The following is a 14,003-nucleotide window of genomic DNA, read 5'->3' as shown; positions in this document are numbered from 1 at the left end:
AGGCTGAGGGTGTGTGTGGGGCTGGCTAGCTGGTGAGCCCATCGTGCCACGGCGGTCTCGCCGTCAAGGTCTGCGCGTGCCTTGCACGCTGGCGGCCACCTTGCAGGATGGCCGTCTGCGAACCCTGACTGCTGCGCTGCGCCGTGACCCGGAGGGCTCGGGCAATCCCGCCCGGCTTCCTTTCGGAGATCCATCATGCAACTCGCATCCCGTTTCGCTCATCATTCCCCGTCGCTGCGCAGTAGCTCGCCGCTGACCGACGACCAGATCCGCGCGGTGGCGCCGTCCATCTTCGCCTTGGACAAGCACGCGAGCCGGTCCGACCGCTACACGTACATCCCGACCGGCGAGGTGCTGACCGCGCTGCGCAGGGAAGGCTTCGAGCCGTTCATGGTCTGCCAGACGCGCGTGCGGCAGGACGACCGGCGCGATTTCACCAAGCACATGGTGCGGCTGCGCCATGCGCGGCACATCGGCGATGCCGAGGCCAACGAGATCGTGCTGCTCAACTCGCACGACGGCACCAGCAGCTACCAGCTGATCGCGGGCTTGCTGCGCTATGCGTGCAGCAACGGACTGGTGTTCGGCGACACGTTCTCGGACGTGCGCGTGCACCACAAGGGGCAGATCGTGGACCGCGTGATCGAGGGCGCCTACGAGGTGCTCGACGGGTTCGACCTGGTGCGCGAACGCCGTGACGCAATGCGTGCGATCACGCTGGATGCCCAGGAGCAGGCGATCTTTGCGCGGGCGGCGCTGGCGCTGAAGTACGAGCCCGATCCGGTGCGGCCGGCACCGATCACCGAGACGCAGGTGCTGGAAGCCCGGCGCAGCGCCGATGCGCGTTCCGACCTGTGGTCCACGTTCAACCGGACCCAGGAGAACCTGCTGCAGGGAGGCATTCCGGGACGCAGCGCGACCGGGCGCCGGATGCGCACGCGGGCGGTGCAGGGCATCGACCAGAACCTGAAGCTCAACCGGGCGCTGTGGATGCTGGCCGAGGAGATGCGTCGGCTCAAGGGCTGATCATTGATGCGGTGCGCTCGCACCGCTTGACGTCTCATCGGGAGGAGTGCGCTGCTTCAGTGCTCCTTCCTCGACGAGTCGCTCATAGCTTTCCCGCAGCATTTCACGGAACCGGGCATGCTCTTCCTTGCAGGTGCCCTCCATTTCCTTGAAGCCGGTATCGATGGTGGATTCAGGGTGTTGAATCAATCGAATGGTGTCGCGCCCGAACCAACGCGAGTTCCATTTCGGTGTGATTTCAAGGACCAGGCCATCATGATGTAGCTTGAACTCCGCGTAGACCTTCGTGTGCCCCTGCACAAACTCGTAAATTTGAATCTCTGCGCTGTTTCCGAAATGAGAAATGGTGCCCCGTACAAGTTTGAAGTCCTTTGGAGGGAAGATTCCGCACAGCCTCTTTTCCGACATACCACCGTCAATGGTGTTGCCTGATGCCTGCAATGCCAGTGTCATCGATGAGTCGTTGGAAAGATTCATCTCCTCTAGGTTCACGATGCCTTCGAAGAAGTTGCTGAAGTAGCCGTGCCAAAGCTCCGTCTTGTAGTGCCACGCGACGATACGATCCGCATAGCGCTTGAACGTCTCCTCGTCGCTGGCATGAACCTTCAGCAGTGTCAGGAGGCCGGTGACCAACGCAACCAAGGTGACCAGCACGCCGACGAAGAGCTTTGTTTTGGTCAAAGCGCCTTCTGACAGACCGAAGCGCCACCATTTCTTGTTCTTGGGCGTCGCGCGAAGGGAACTGGGCTTTCGCAGTTTCTTCTGCGGGATACGCAGGCTGCTCTTGCGATTGCTGTGCATCTGTATCGCAGTCAATTGCCGGGTAGCCGGGCCTCGGTTTCAAGAATGAGTTCCCCCGCACTACGCCCCAGTGCCCGTGCGATTTTCAGGATCACCGCCAGCGTGGGCATGTGCTCGCCGCGCTCGATCTTGCCCATGTGCGAGCGTTCGATGCCGGCCAGATGCGCGAGGGTTTCCTGGGCGATGCCTTCCTCCGTGCGGATCGCGCGCACGGCTGCGCCAAAGGCCAGGGCCGGCGCGGCCTCGAAGGTCGTTGCGCCGACGGGTCTTCCACGCTGGATTCCTCGCTTTGCTTGCATCGCAGCAAGCGTCGCGATGGATGCCTATTAAAACCACGTTAAAGATAACTATTTTTCACCAATGCACGCGGGACGGACCTAGAATTCCCGCTTATGCAAAGGCAGGCACAGCGCTCACCCATGCCCCACGGTATGCCCGGCCTAGAGGCCGGCCCTCTTTGACTCCTGGAGCTTCCATGGCCTTTCTGACCGATGAGCAGCGCCGCCGGATGCTGGCCAACGGTGTTGCCAGGGCGCGCGGCGAAGACAGCGATCCGTATCCGGTGGTCAAGCTCTACACGCCGGATGCCGGCGCTGCCTGGGTGCTCACGGCCCTGGCCGCCGATGGCGACCTGGCCTACGGGCTCATCGACGCGGGTACCGGGTTCCCTGAGTTGGGCGAGGTGAGCCTGGCCATGCTGGCCGGCATCAAGGGTCCGAAGGGCCTGCCCGTGGCGGTGGAGCCGCAGTACCGCCCACGCAAGACCTTGTCCGCCTACGTGGCGGACGCGCAGCGCGACGGCATGATCACAGACTAAGGGCCACTGGTTTCCGGCGGATACGCTCGGATGCCGAAGTTACCGCGCAGGCGCACCGCGCTGCGCTGCCCCGACGGGAAAGCGGCCCACACCGGCCTGATCCATGGCAGCTTGCCATCTTCAACCGAAGGAGCTTGCCGCCATGACGATGCACAGCGATCTCACCCCCGCGCCCTGGGCTGCCTCGGCCGCCTACCTCTATGCGCTGGACCTGGATGGGCCGACGCTGGCATGGGAGTATCTGCGCCGGCATCCCGGCTACCGCGTGGCCTGGCTCGGCGCGCCCCGCAAGCGGCGCGCCGCCATCGCACCACGCTGGGGCTTGCGATGTCGATCTTGATCCGCGCCTGGATGCGCGCGAGGCGCATCCGGTCTGGATCGGCGCCGAAGACCGGTTGCCGCACCTGCGCCTCGCGCAGGTGCGCGGCAGCGTGGGCGATGGTCCGGTCTTCGGCCTGTGGCGCATCCGTGGCCGCAAGCACCTGCTGCATGCGGGAGCCGATCTGATTCTTTGCGCACTGGACGGCCGGCAAAGGTTGCAGACCAGCGTGTCTCCCGCCTTGGCCGAGGGCTCGGCTTGCCGACTCTCCCTGCCGCCTGGCGGCGAAGCCGCGGCGGCCTCCGCCGCGCTGCAGGTCTTGCGCGGCGAACACCACGCACCGGCCTTTCGCCATGTTTCGCGCATGGACCTGCTGCACATGCGCGGCCTGCAGGCACTCGATGCCTTGCAGGCCGGCTGCGGCCACCGGGAGATCGCGGAAGCGGTCTTCGGCGCCGATGCCGCTGCCGGCCGCTGGCACGCCGACAGCGACCTGCGCGCCCAGATGCGCCACATCCTCTCCCGTGCGAAGGCCTTGATGGCGGGCGGCTACCTCCGGCTCGCTGGCGTGCGCCCCGGTTAGCGCCTGCCCACGGAGACGAGACTGGCCACCGAATCTCCCTTCGCAGCCCACCCCCCTTTGCCCAGACTGCCTCCATCGGGCCGCGAATCGTTTGCGGCCCATCCACCGAGATGGAGGCCTTCATGGCAGCAGGACATTCGATCCCTTCGCGCGGCGCGGCAGCGGCTGCGCCGCAGCCCGCCCCTGCGGTGCCGGCTGCAGCCGCAAAACCTGAATTCCTGACCACCGACGAGGCAGCCGCGCTGCTGCGGCTGTCGCCGCGCACGCTGGAGAAGCACCGCGTGCTGGGCGGCGGACCGCGCTTTCGGAAATTCGGCGCGCGCGTGGTCTACGCCATGGCGGACCTGCGCACCTGGGCCGACAGCCACACCTACGGTATGACCTCGGACCCCGGCTACGTGATGCGGGATTCGGTGCGCTGAGCGGAAATCGAAGGTGTCTGCCATGTCCCGGCGCTCCAGCGAACGCGAACAGCTCGCGCTGTTCCGCGCGCTGCCGGGCGACGACATGGCCCTGCGCGACGCGCAGGACCTGATGGCCTATCCCTTCTTCAGCCTGGCCAAGTCCCGGCGCACCGTGCCCATCCGCTTCGATGCCGGTGGCGTCTCGCTTACCGTCGAAGGCGTGCCCGAGCACGGCATCGCCACCATCTGGGACGCCGACGTGCTGATCTGGGCCGCCAGCCAGATCGTGCAGGCGCGCGATGAGGGCCGGCCCACCTCGCGCCTGATGGCCGCCACGCCCTACGAGATCCTGCGCTTCGCCCAGCGCGCCACGGGCCGGACCGAATACCTCGGGCTGCGCGCATCGCTGGACCGGCTGCAGTCCACCACGGTGCTCACCTCGATCCGACAGGCCGGCAAGCGCATGCACCGCTTCTCGTGGATCAACGAATGGCAGGAGCACGTGCGGCCCGATGGCCGCTCCGACGGCATCGAGCTGATCCTGCCGGACTGGTTCTATTGCGGCGTGATGGACGACGCGCTGGTGCTCACGCTCGATCCCGCGTACTTCCGGCTCACTGGCGGCATCGAGCGCTGGCTGTACCGCCTCGTGCGCAAGCACGGCGGGCGCCAGCGCAACGGGTGGCGCTTCGACATGCGCCACCTGCACCAGAAGTCCGGCAGCCTGCAGCGCTACCGCGACTTCGCGCTGCACCTGCGCGGCCTGGTGCTGCGCCAGGCCTTGCCGGGCTACCGGCTCGCCATCGAATGGGCCGGCCGCACCGAGTGGCTGACCTTCCGGCCCGATCCCGGCACACCCGACCGGGGCGACTTATTCACAGCACCTGTTGAAGAAGCTGTGGATAGCGCGGGGACGGACTCGGGAGATCACCGGCGCGGGAGTCGGGAAATCGCCGACGCCGCCATCGGGAAATCACCGGCGCAAAACCTTCCGCAAGCCGCGCCCTGCAACGGTTTGGGCCTTCCTTAACTTTTATCCATAACAAGGACTAACTCTATGAATAAAAGATGGGGCGCCAACACCGCTGCGCAAAAAACAGGCAGTCTCGCATCCGGTGTATCTGAAAACAGCTTCCCAGAAACTCCGGCCAATGGGGTTGGCAAGGTCATCGCGCTGCTGAACCAGAAGGGCGGCGCAGGCAAGACCACGCTGTCCACGCACCTGGCCGGCGAGTTCGCCAGGCAGGGAAGGCGCGTGACGCTGATCGACGCCGATCCCCAGGGCTCGGCCTTGGACTGGGCACAGCGGCGCCTGCAGAGCGCCCAGGGGCGGCTCTACGGGGTTTTCGGGCTGGCGCGCGACACCCTGCACCGGGAAGTGCCCGAGATCGCCCTGCAGGCCGACTACGTGGTGATCGACGGCCCGCCCCGGGTCGCGGCGCTTGCGCGCTCCGCGCTGCTGGCCGCCGACCTGGTGCTGATCCCCGTGCAGCCCAGCGCCTACGACGTATGGGCGACGCAGGAGATGGTGGGTCTCATCACCGAGGCACGGGTGTTCCGGCCTGCGCTGCGCGCGGCCTTCGTCATCAACCGGCGCGTGGTCGGCACCGTGATCGGACGCGAGGCGCGTGCCGCGCTCGCGGATCAGCCGTTTCCAACGCTGCACGCCGACATTGCGCAGCGCATCGCGTTCGCCGACTGCGTGGCGGCGGGCAAGCTGGTGTGGGAGGTGTCGCCGAAGGGCGCGGCCGCGCGCGAGATCGCGGCGCTCGCACAGGCCGTGCAGAACGTGCAGAACGTGCTCGGCGATGCACTGGAAGAGAGCAGGGAGGTGCTGCGATGACAGGCACCGCCGATTCCCCGAAGCGGCGCCGCGCGCCGATCGGCCGCCGGCCTGCGGCCGATCCGGCCACGGCCTGGGTGCATCGTGAAGATGCCGCCGCTGCGCAGGCCAAGGCGGCGGTCTTCACCGCCCGGCTGACCATCGACGTGACGCCAGCGCTGCGCGGACGCATCAAGGTGATCGCGTTCCAGCGCGGCGTCACGGCCGCCGACATGCTGCGCGAACTGCTGGAGCGTGAATACCCGGAGGCACGGCCATGATGCCGGCGCGGGCACCTGGCATGCAGGCCTCGGCGCGGGCGGCGCTGCCGCCGCGCTTCACTCCTATGCGCGTGTCGCTCGCTTTCGTCGAGCACCGCGTGAACGTCTACTTGCGCTTCGGCCGGCCCGTGCGCGAAACCGTGCTGGACCGCTGGCGGCGCGCCGCGCTGTTCGCGCCGGGCGCGGTCTGCTGTCGCATCAAGTGGTTGGGCAACGACTACGGCACGGCACTGTGGCAGCTCATGGTGCTGCAGGCGCCCATGTCGTTTGATGACGCCCAGCGCGTGGCCGGCGTGTCGCCCGGCGCGCGCATTCTGCTGCGCGCCGATGGTGAACCGGCCGTCAAGGCGGTGCTCGCCGCCATCGATGCCATCGAGACGGACGGCATTGATCCGTGCGTGGTGGCCACCATCTACTGGCGCATGGTGGGAAACCGGCTGGCGGCACGCCGGCCGCTACCGGCGTATACGGCAGAGCGCCATGCGGCGCATCTCGCGCGCGAGGCGCTGCGATGACGCCGCGCATGTCTCGGGCGGCGCTGCTGGCCGTGGCAGGTATCGGCCTGGCGGCGCTGTGCGCGCCGGCCCTGATGCAACCTTCCGCGCGCATCGTCTACAACCCCAGCGCCAGCGTGGCGCGCGGCTGGTACCGCATCGCATCGCTTGCCCATCCCGGCTCGCTGCCGGTTGGCAGCATCGTGCTGGTCCGGCTTCCCGCCAGTGTGGCCACGTTCGCGGCGCAGCGCGGCTACCTGCCTGCGGGCGTGCCCATCCTCAAGCGCGTCGGCGCCGTAGCGCCGCAGCCGGTGTGTGTTCGGGGGCGCATCGTGCACGTCGATGGCGCTGTCGTCGCAACCGTGCTCGCGCACGACGGCGCGCATCGGCCTCTGCAGCCGTGGGCGCCATGCCGCGCACTGGCCGAGGGCGAACTGTTCCTGCTCAGCGACACGCATCCGGCCTCGTTCGACAGCCGCTACTTCGGGCCTGTCGATGCGTCCGCCGTACTCGGCGTTGCGCGGCCACTGTGGACATGGGGTGCACCATGAGCCTGTCGCCAGCCATGCACCGGCCGTGCGCCGATGCTGCATCCATCCGTGCGTCAGCCTTGCCGCCGAACTGCAGGCGAAGCCGCGCTTCGCCTGCACTCCAACGTGCAGGGATCCCGGCGCCAGCGTGCAGCGGACGCTGCACCCGCGCGGCCTTACGGGCTGCGCTGCGTGCCCCGTGCGCGGCTGGCGGCTCGCCGGAGCCGGGAGCGGATGCGGGGGCGCAGGCGGAGGGCAAGAGAAAAGGACCGGCACGTCTTCGCCCGCCTGCCCAGTCTGCACGTGGGTTGGGCACGGCACCGCGCCTGCGGCCGCGTGTGCCGTGCGGGAGCCGTTTCGCCATCGCTGCGGGCTGCCTGCGCGTGCCGTTCCCGATGCACTGCGCCCTGATGCGCTGGAGGTTCCACCATGGCATCCGCTGACGAAGACCACTTCCGCGTCCGCCCGAGCCCGCCCAAGGCGCGCTCCGGAGCGAAGCCGAAGGGCTTCGTGTCGCAAGTGCTCAAGGCCGTCTCCAAGTCCGGCGCCAAGGCCTCGGGCGCACGCGGCGCGCGCCCGGCATCGACCTTCGGCCGGGGCCGCGTGGCCGCTGGCATGGCGGGCCGCGGCCTGGGCGCGAACGCCCGGCGAGTGGTCATCAAGTCCCGCTTCGTGGTGCTCAGGCGCGCCGGCGCAACCGCCGTCTCGGCGCACCTGCGCTACATCGAGCGCGAGGGCGTCACCCGGGACGGCCAGAAGGGCCAGGCCTACGGTGCCGACACCGACGCGGCGGACCTCAGGGGCTTCGAGGAGCGCGGCCGGGGCGACCGCCACCAGTTCCGCTTCATCGTCTCGCCCGAGGACGCCGTGGACCTGGAAGACCTCAAGGGCTTTACCCGCCAGCTCATGCAACGCATGGAGACCGACCTGGAGACGCCGCTGGACTGGGTGGGGGTAGACCACTGGGATACCGACAACCCGCATACCCACATCGTGCTGCGGGGCTGGATCGGCAGCGGGCGCCAGGGCCGCGACCTGGTGATCGCGCCCGACTACATGGCCCACGGCATGCGGCTGCGAGCCAGCGAGATCACCACCGAATGGCTGGGCCCGCGCACCGAGGCCGAGATGCGTCGGAGCCTGCAGCGCGAGGTGGACCAGCATCGCCTGACCAGCCTGGACCGGCAACTGCAGCGGCAGGCCACAGTGAACGTCGTGGACCTGACTGAGGCGCCGGGCACTGCCCAGGGAGCGCAGCGCCAGACCCTGCTGCGCGCGCGACTGCAGCGGCTCGAAGCGATGGCTTTGGCCGAGCGCATCGATGCCAACCGCTGGCAGCTCTCGCCCAGCATGGAACAGACCCTGGCCGCCATGGGCGAGCGCGACGACATCCTGCGCACCATGCACCGCGCCATGAAGGGTGAGCAGCGGGAGCTGGTGACGGACCCGCCGGCGGATGCACCCGTCATCGGGCGCATCGCGGCCAAGGGCCTGGACGATGAACTGCACGACCGGCCCTATCTGGTGGTCGATGGCATCGACGGCCGGGCGCACTACCTGAAGCTGCCGGCCGGCACCGATCTGGCCGAGCTGCCCATCGACGGCATCGTGGAGGCCAGGCCACCTGCGCAGGTGAGGGCCGTGGACCGCAAGATCCTGGCGGTGGCCAGGGACGGCATCTACACCACGGCCAGCCACCAGGACCAGCTCGCGCAGATGGGCGACCGCGATCCGCAGGCCACGGCCGAAGTGCACGTGCGCCGGCTCGAAGCGCTGCGCCGCAGCGGCATCGTGGAGCGCGTGGCTGATGGCGTCTGGGCCGTGCCGCCAGATCTGCTGCAGAAGGCCCGGCAGCACGATGCGCACAAGGCCGCAGGGCATGCCATCGAACTGCGCTCGCACCTGCCTATCGAGCAGCAAGTCAAGGCGATGGGCGCGACCTGGCTGGACCGCGGTTTGGTGGCGGACGACGCCAACAGCCGACCGGCCGGGCAGGGCTTCGGCGCGCAGGTACGCGAGGCCATGGACCAGCGTGTGGACTTCCTGGTCCGGCAGGGGATGGCCGAGCGTCGGGGCCAGCGCGTCATCCTGGCGCGCAGCCTGCTGGCCATCCTGCGCGACCGCGAACTGGCCCAGGTGGGCCAGGAACTACAGCAGCAAACCGGCAAGGCCTGGCGCCCGGTGCAGGACGGTCAACTCGCCAGCGGCGTCTACCGCCAGTCCATCCAGCTCGCCAGTGGCCGCTTCGCCATGCTCGACGACGGCATGGGCTTCCAGCTGGTGCCGTGGAAGCCCGTGATCGAGCAGCGCCTGGGACAGCAGCTCAGCGCCGTGGTACGGGGATCGTCGGTAACCTGGAACCTTGGTCTTCAGCGCGGCGCTTCTCGTTGAGTCGGTCGTCTCGTGGATCGTTGTCAATCCGTGATGGCTCGAACTCGCCGTGTTGCGTTAACCCGGATATTTCGCGGCCACCATGCACATGGTCACGAGGCCGAGCGCGAGAAGCGTCATCTGGATTCTTCCTGCTCCTTTAGCAATCCGTTGGAACGGATTACATTGGCGGCTCGGCGAATGTGCTGCGAAAGCGCCGAAACCGCCTGATCCACATCACGGGCCATCGCGGCTTCGAAGATTGCCTTGTGCTCCTCGTGCACTTCGACAGGAAGTGGGCCTTGCGCACCGGACAACCTGCGATAGCGTTCGGAGTTGTGAAGCAAGATTCCTCTGAAGTTCGCGAGCCATTTGGACGGAGAGGCGGCCACGAGCGCGTTGTGGAATTCCTGGTTCCTCGTTTCCCAAGCGTCGAAGGCCTCTACCGGATCGGCTTCGAGCCACTCCTGCGCCCGAGCCAGTCGACGGAAACTGGTGACAAGCTGGTCTTCCCAGTCGCCGCCACCGAGTTGGATGCTCTCGACGAGGGCCGTGGTTTCCAACGTGATGCGTGCGTTCGTCAGGTCGTCGAGATCGCAAAGCGACATCGGGGCGACCTTGAACCCCTTCTGCCCTTCGGCGACGACGAAATGCTCTCCAATCAGGCGCGTTAATGCTTCGCGCAGCGTGCTTCCGCTGACACCCAGCGACGACTTGAGCGTTTCGAGGTGGAGCTTTGATCCCTGGGGGTAGCTTCCCTTGATGATCCGGTTGCGAAGGGTGGCATAGGTGGACTCGATGGCGGTTGAGGCTTTTCGCCTTTTCGGGCCGAGGTCGGGTTCCGCTGCTGGCCCTTCGGCCAGCTTTGCCGACTCAACCAATCGAGTCAGAACTGCTTGATCTTGCTGTGTCATGGTTTTCGTTTCGTTGTTTGGCCGCTATCGGCATTTTCCCGGTTGTGCGATCAACGGATGGAGTGGCCCCCTGTACGCGCGATGACGCAGGCCGCAAGACCGCTCCGCATGGTCGCCGTGGGTCGGTCCGTGCCACCCGAGGTCCGCCGTAGAAGCCAAAGCCGCCGCATGCCACACGCCGCGTCGCAGGACCAGCGTGCCGGCAGCCACACGAAGCAGCGGCAACGGCCGCCCACATGCCGTTGAAGCCTCGGGTAGCCAGACGGGCGGGCATGTGCTCTGAGTTGGCCACAACGCGGGGTTGCCGGTCTGCTCGTTCCCATCCGACTGAATGTCTGTGCCGAGAGGGTTCTTCCCCGGCTGATGCGCCGCAGCGCCTCTGCACTTCGGCGGAACCCCACTGAATGCCAAGTTGGCCCGTCGTTGGACTCTAGGCGTGAAGTGGAGGGTCGTCATAGGGTTATCCCTGTAGCTGAAAATTCGAGCATGCATGCAAAATCGTCTCATTGAAAGAATAACGTTATTTATTGAAAGTGACGACATGCTGATTGAAAAAAGACGCTTACGTATGGAGGCAATAGTGCCCTGCGGCGCTCATTCATGCAACCACATTGCGGCGATCGGAGGCAGCGCGCTGCCTCCGGCCGACTGCTGGGTCGCACCGCACCTGGAGTCCCGCAGATGACGAATGCAAACGCAGAAGTCGGTCGCATGGTGCGAGCCGGCGGCATCGACACCAATCTTCATGACGTCGGCGCCGGCAAGCCGGTCGTGCTCGTTCATGGTTCAGGCCCTGGCGTAACCGCCTGGGCGAACTGGAGGACGGTCTTGCCCGAGTTGTCCCGGCGCCGGCGCGTCATCGCACCGGACATGGTGGGCTTCGGCTTCACGGAACGGCCGCAGGGGATTCGCTATGGCCTCGATACGTGGGTCGAGCATCTGGCCGGGATCCTTGACGCCATGGAACTCGACAGTGTTGATCTCGTGGGGAATTCGTTCGGCGGTGGCTTGTCCCTGGCCTTTGCCGTCCGGTTTCCGCACCGGGTCCGCCGACTGGTGCTGATGGGATCGGCGGGCGTGAGCTTCAAGCTCACCGACGGACTGGAAGCCGTGTGGGGCTATGAGCCGTCCGCGCCGAACATGCGCAAGGTCATGGACTACTTTGCCTACGACCGAAGCCTCGTTTCCGATGAGTTGGCGGAACTGCGCTACGGCGCGAGCATCAGGCCCGGCTTCCAGGAGGCCTTCGCGTCCATGTTCCCCGCCCCGCGGCAGCGTTGGGTGGATGCGCTGGCCAGCTCCGATCAGGACATCCGGGCGATCCGGCATGAAACGCTGCTCCTGCATGGCCGCGACGACCGCGTGGTTCCCCTTGAAACGTCGTTGCGCCTCAACCAGCTGATCGAGCCCTCGCAGTTGCATGTCTTTGGAAGATGCGGCCATTGGGTGCAGATCGAGCAAAACCAAGGCTTCATCCGTTTGGTCGACGACTTCCTTGCCACGGAGGACTGATTTCAGGACCAAGGTGCCCATCGACTTCGAAAGCGCGCAATCACCCACTACCCCCATCCACCCCCATGAAAAGCGAGGAGACAATGAATCACACCGACACATCCCCCATCAAGCTGCGCAAGAACTGGAACGCCAGCGAAATGCAAGCGCTCTTTGACGAGCGCGCCGGACGTATCGATCCGCGCATCTATACCGATGAAGACCTGTACCAGCTCGAACTGGAGCGCGTCTTCGGCAGATCGTGGCTTCTGCTGGGGCATGAAAGCCAGATCAAGAAGCCGGGCGACTACACCACGAACTACATGGGCGAGGACCCGGTCCTGGTCGTGCGGCAGAAGGACGGCAGCATCGCCGTGTTCCTGAACCAGTGCCGCCACCGCGGCATGCGCATCTGCCGCTCCGATGCCGGCAACGCGAAGGCGTTCACTTGCAGCTACCACGGCTGGGCCTACGACACGGCGGGCAACCTCGTCAATGTTCCCTTCGAGGCCGAATCCTTCGCCTGTCTGAACAAGAAGGAGTGGAGCCCCTTGAAGGCCAGGGTCGCGACCTACAAAGGTCTGATATTCGCCAACTGGGACCCGGACGCACCGGACCTGGACACCTATCTGGGTGATGCAAAGTTCTACATGGACCACATGCTCGACCGAACCGAGGCCGGTACCGAAGCCATCCCGGGTGTGCAGAAGTGGGTCATCCCCTGCAACTGGAAATTTGCCGCCGAACAGTTCTGCAGCGACATGTACCACGCTGGAACGACCTCGCACCTTTCCGGCATCCTGGCTGGTCTGCCGGACGGCGTTGAGCTTGCCGATCTCGCTCCGCCGACAGTCGGCAAGCAATACCGTGCGTTGTGGGGTGGGCACGGAACGGGCTTCTATATCGGAGACCCCAATCTCCTGCTTGCCATCATGGGGCCGAAGATCACCAGCTATTGGACCGAAGGCCCCGCGTCGGAAAAGGCGGCCCAGCGCCTGGGCAGCGTCGAACGCGGCTCCAAACTCATGGCCGAGCACATGACCGTGTTTCCCACGTGCTCCTTCCTTCCAGGCATCAACACGGTTCGGACATGGCATCCACGCGGGCCGAACGAGGTGGAGGTGTGGGCGTTCACGGTGGTCGACGCCGATGCGCCTGACGACATCAAGGAAGAGTTCCGTCGCCAGACGCTGCGCACTTTCTCCGCCGGCGGTGTTTTCGAGCAGGACGACGGAGAGAACTGGGTCGAGATTCAGCACATCCTGCGCGGCCACAAGGCACGCAGTCGTCCGTTCAATGCGGAAATGAGCATGGGTCAGACCGTTGACAACGATCCGGTGTACCCCGGGCGCATCAGCAACGTCTACAGCGAAGAAGCGGCTCGTGGGATGTATGCCCAGTGGCTGCGGATGATGACCTCGCCTGACTGGGCCGCGCTGAACGCCACACGCTGAATCCGACGACACCTCGCATCGCGAAGCCGCGCTGGCCAAGGGCCACATTCCACTTCGAGCCGAGGTCGATACAGCGACCCTTCTTAAATTTCAAATCAACAAGGAATGACCATGCTTGATTCTGTCAAGAGATCCGACGTCTTTCTCCGCAAACCCGCGCCGGTGCCGCCCGAACTGCAGCACGAAATCGAGCAGTTCTACTACTGGGAGGCAAAACTGCTCAACGATCGTCGCTTCGAAGAGTGGTTTGCGCTGCTGGCTGCCGACATCCACTACTTCATGCCCATCCGCACCACGCGGATCATGCGGGATTCGCGCTTGGAGTATTCGGGCACTGGCGAGTACGCGCACTTCGACGACGACGCCGCGATGATGAAAGGCCGGATGCGCAAGATCACTTCCGACGTGAGCTGGTCGGAGAACCCGGCATCGCGCACCCGGCATCTCGTGAGCAACGTGATGATCGCGGATGGCGCGGTGGAAGGCGAGTACGAGATCTCCAGCGCCTTCATCGTGTATCGCAATCGTTTGGAACGGCAACTCGACATCTTTGCCGGCGAGCGCCGCGACACCCTGCGTCGCACCAAAACAGAGGCTGGGTTCGAGATCGTCAATCGGACCATCCTGATCGACCAGAGCACCATCCTGGCCAACAACCTCAGCTTCTTCTTCTAGGGTAGGTCATGGCTTGGACGTA

17 protein-coding genes and 1 pseudogene are annotated in these 14,003 nt (G+C 65.9%); 14 read left to right on the top strand and 4 right to left on the bottom strand.

Annotation, left to right across the window (positions count from 1 at the left end; genetic code table 11):
• Positions 1 to 195 precede the first annotated feature (195 nt).
• Positions 196 to 1,026 (top strand): DUF932 domain-containing protein, encoded by an 831-nt coding sequence (locus tag PCQ86_RS18410; protein WP_270174434.1) that lies wholly within the window; start codon positions 196 to 198, stop codon positions 1,024 to 1,026.
• Here PCQ86_RS18410 and PCQ86_RS18405 read toward each other — a convergent pair whose 3' ends face one another.
• Both PCQ86_RS18405 and PCQ86_RS18400 read right to left on the bottom strand, forming a co-directional pair.
• Complete coding sequence (locus tag PCQ86_RS18405) at positions 1,027 to 1,827, bottom strand: hypothetical protein (protein WP_270174433.1); 801 nt, start codon at positions 1,825 to 1,827, stop codon at positions 1,027 to 1,029.
• An 11-nt stretch (positions 1,828 to 1,838) separates the two neighbouring features.
• Positions 1,839 to 2,126 (bottom strand): helix-turn-helix domain-containing protein, encoded by a 288-nt coding sequence (locus PCQ86_RS18400; protein ID WP_270174432.1) that lies wholly within the window; start codon positions 2,124 to 2,126, stop codon positions 1,839 to 1,841.
• A 176-nt stretch (positions 2,127 to 2,302) separates the two neighbouring features.
• On the opposite strand from PCQ86_RS18400, the gene PCQ86_RS18395 reads away from it, so the two are divergent.
• The 10 genes and pseudogenes from PCQ86_RS18395 to PCQ86_RS18350 all read left to right on the top strand — a co-directional run bounded on the left by PCQ86_RS18395 (position 2,303) and on the right by PCQ86_RS18350 (position 9,468).
• Positions 2,303 to 2,644, top strand: a complete 342-nt coding sequence (locus tag PCQ86_RS18395; protein WP_270174431.1) for a DUF2958 domain-containing protein — start codon at positions 2,303 to 2,305, stop codon at positions 2,642 to 2,644.
• 142 nt (positions 2,645 to 2,786) lie between these two features.
• On the top strand, positions 2,787 to 2,984 hold the full coding sequence (locus PCQ86_RS18390) for a transcriptional regulator domain-containing protein (protein WP_270174430.1): 198 nt from the start codon (positions 2,787 to 2,789) through the stop codon (positions 2,982 to 2,984).
• Positions 2,985 to 3,039: 55 nt separating this feature from the next.
• Complete coding sequence (locus tag PCQ86_RS18385; RefSeq protein WP_270174429.1) at positions 3,040 to 3,546, top strand: DNA -binding domain-containing protein; 507 nt, start codon at positions 3,040 to 3,042, stop codon at positions 3,544 to 3,546.
• 122 nt (positions 3,547 to 3,668) lie between these two features.
• Positions 3,669 to 3,968: a helix-turn-helix transcriptional regulator gene (locus PCQ86_RS18380; RefSeq protein WP_270174428.1), complete on the top strand. Its 300-nt coding sequence runs from the start codon at positions 3,669 to 3,671 to the stop codon at positions 3,966 to 3,968.
• A gap of 22 nt (positions 3,969 to 3,990) precedes the next feature.
• Positions 3,991 to 4,806, top strand: a pseudogene (locus tag PCQ86_RS18375) (replication initiator protein A); the annotation flags it as partial.
• A 201-nt stretch (positions 4,807 to 5,007) separates the two neighbouring features.
• Positions 5,008 to 5,793, top strand: a complete 786-nt coding sequence (parA, locus tag PCQ86_RS18370; RefSeq protein WP_270174426.1) for a ParA family partition ATPase — start codon at positions 5,008 to 5,010, stop codon at positions 5,791 to 5,793.
• Positions 5,790 to 6,053 carry a ribbon-helix-helix protein gene (locus PCQ86_RS18365; RefSeq protein ID WP_270174425.1) on the top strand — a complete coding sequence of 88 codons (264 nt, stop codon included), beginning with the start codon at positions 5,790 to 5,792 and terminating at the stop codon, positions 6,051 to 6,053. Before parA ends, PCQ86_RS18365 begins: the two co-directional genes overlap by 4 nt.
• Positions 6,054 to 6,073: 20 nt before the next feature.
• Positions 6,074 to 6,568: a DUF2840 domain-containing protein gene (locus PCQ86_RS18360; protein WP_270175466.1), complete on the top strand. Its 495-nt coding sequence runs from the start codon at positions 6,074 to 6,076 to the stop codon at positions 6,566 to 6,568.
• Positions 6,565 to 7,098, top strand: coding sequence for a S26 family signal peptidase (locus tag PCQ86_RS18355; protein WP_270174424.1), 534 nt, complete (start codon positions 6,565 to 6,567; stop codon positions 7,096 to 7,098). Before PCQ86_RS18360 ends, PCQ86_RS18355 begins: the two co-directional genes overlap by 4 nt.
• A 408-nt stretch (positions 7,099 to 7,506) precedes the next feature.
• Complete coding sequence (locus PCQ86_RS18350) at positions 7,507 to 9,468, top strand: DUF3363 domain-containing protein (RefSeq protein ID WP_270174423.1); 1,962 nt, start codon at positions 7,507 to 7,509, stop codon at positions 9,466 to 9,468.
• A gap of 116 nt (positions 9,469 to 9,584) precedes the next feature.
• Here PCQ86_RS18350 and PCQ86_RS18345 read toward each other — a convergent pair whose 3' ends face one another.
• Both PCQ86_RS18345 and PCQ86_RS18340 read right to left on the bottom strand, forming a co-directional pair.
• Entirely contained in the window at positions 9,585 to 10,361 is a 777-nt protein-coding gene (locus tag PCQ86_RS18345; protein WP_270174422.1) for a GntR family transcriptional regulator, read from the bottom strand.
• 594 nt (positions 10,362 to 10,955) lie between these two features.
• Positions 10,956 to 11,144 (bottom strand): hypothetical protein, encoded by a 189-nt coding sequence (locus PCQ86_RS18340; protein WP_270175473.1) that lies wholly within the window; start codon positions 11,142 to 11,144, stop codon positions 10,956 to 10,958.
• Here PCQ86_RS18340 and PCQ86_RS18335 point away from each other — a divergent pair.
• The 3 genes from PCQ86_RS18335 (at position 11,073) to PCQ86_RS18325 (ending at position 13,981) form a co-directional block, all read left to right on the top strand.
• Positions 11,073 to 11,873, top strand: coding sequence for an alpha/beta fold hydrolase (locus PCQ86_RS18335; RefSeq protein ID WP_270175465.1), 801 nt, complete (start codon positions 11,073 to 11,075; stop codon positions 11,871 to 11,873). The genes PCQ86_RS18340 and PCQ86_RS18335 overlap by 72 nt on opposite strands.
• An 83-nt stretch (positions 11,874 to 11,956) precedes the next feature.
• Positions 11,957 to 13,306, top strand: a complete 1,350-nt coding sequence (locus PCQ86_RS18330; protein ID WP_270174421.1) for an aromatic ring-hydroxylating dioxygenase subunit alpha — start codon at positions 11,957 to 11,959, stop codon at positions 13,304 to 13,306.
• 111 nt (positions 13,307 to 13,417) lie between these two features.
• Positions 13,418 to 13,981, top strand: coding sequence for an aromatic-ring-hydroxylating dioxygenase subunit beta (locus PCQ86_RS18325; protein WP_270174420.1), 564 nt, complete (start codon positions 13,418 to 13,420; stop codon positions 13,979 to 13,981).
• Positions 13,982 to 14,003: the final 22 nt, after the last annotated feature.

It is taken from the genome of Diaphorobacter sp. ED-3 (assembly GCF_027625375.1).
Taxonomy (GTDB): domain Bacteria; phylum Pseudomonadota; class Gammaproteobacteria; order Burkholderiales; family Burkholderiaceae_C; genus Diaphorobacter; species Diaphorobacter nitroreducens.
The sequence above is the reverse complement of the archived record's forward strand: the minus strand, read 5'-3'. Positions and strand labels throughout refer to the sequence as shown.

What these genes read in the sequence shown, in the direction of transcription:
- PCQ86_RS18410 (WP_270174434.1), top strand. Translation starts at nt 196, where the DNA reads ATGCAACTCGCATCCCGTTTCGCTCATCATTCCCCGTCGCTGCGCAGT.
- PCQ86_RS18405 (WP_270174433.1), bottom strand. Translation starts at nt 1,827, where the DNA reads ATGCACAGCAATCGCAAGAGCAGCCTGCGTATCCCGCAGAAGAAACTG.
- PCQ86_RS18400 (WP_270174432.1), bottom strand. Translation starts at nt 2,126, where the DNA reads ATGCAAGCAAAGCGAGGAATCCAGCGTGGAAGACCCGTCGGCGCAACG.
- PCQ86_RS18395 (WP_270174431.1), top strand. Translation starts at nt 2,303, where the DNA reads ATGGCCTTTCTGACCGATGAGCAGCGCCGCCGGATGCTGGCCAACGGT.
- PCQ86_RS18390 (WP_270174430.1), top strand. Translation starts at nt 2,787, where the DNA reads ATGACGATGCACAGCGATCTCACCCCCGCGCCCTGGGCTGCCTCGGCC.
- PCQ86_RS18380 (WP_270174428.1), top strand. Translation starts at nt 3,669, where the DNA reads ATGGCAGCAGGACATTCGATCCCTTCGCGCGGCGCGGCAGCGGCTGCG.
- parA (WP_270174426.1), top strand. Translation starts at nt 5,008, where the DNA reads ATGAATAAAAGATGGGGCGCCAACACCGCTGCGCAAAAAACAGGCAGT.
- PCQ86_RS18365 (WP_270174425.1), top strand. Translation starts at nt 5,790, where the DNA reads ATGACAGGCACCGCCGATTCCCCGAAGCGGCGCCGCGCGCCGATCGGC.
- PCQ86_RS18360 (WP_270175466.1), top strand. Translation starts at nt 6,074, where the DNA reads ATGCAGGCCTCGGCGCGGGCGGCGCTGCCGCCGCGCTTCACTCCTATG.
- PCQ86_RS18355 (WP_270174424.1), top strand. Translation starts at nt 6,565, where the DNA reads ATGACGCCGCGCATGTCTCGGGCGGCGCTGCTGGCCGTGGCAGGTATC.
- PCQ86_RS18350 (WP_270174423.1), top strand. Translation starts at nt 7,507, where the DNA reads ATGGCATCCGCTGACGAAGACCACTTCCGCGTCCGCCCGAGCCCGCCC.
- PCQ86_RS18345 (WP_270174422.1), bottom strand. Translation starts at nt 10,361, where the DNA reads ATGACACAGCAAGATCAAGCAGTTCTGACTCGATTGGTTGAGTCGGCA.
- PCQ86_RS18335 (WP_270175465.1), top strand. Translation starts at nt 11,073, where the DNA reads ATGGTGCGAGCCGGCGGCATCGACACCAATCTTCATGACGTCGGCGCC.
- PCQ86_RS18340 (WP_270175473.1), bottom strand. Translation starts at nt 11,144, where the DNA reads ATGAACGAGCACGACCGGCTTGCCGGCGCCGACGTCATGAAGATTGGT.
- PCQ86_RS18330 (WP_270174421.1), top strand. Translation starts at nt 11,957, where the DNA reads ATGAATCACACCGACACATCCCCCATCAAGCTGCGCAAGAACTGGAAC.
- PCQ86_RS18325 (WP_270174420.1), top strand. Translation starts at nt 13,418, where the DNA reads ATGCTTGATTCTGTCAAGAGATCCGACGTCTTTCTCCGCAAACCCGCG.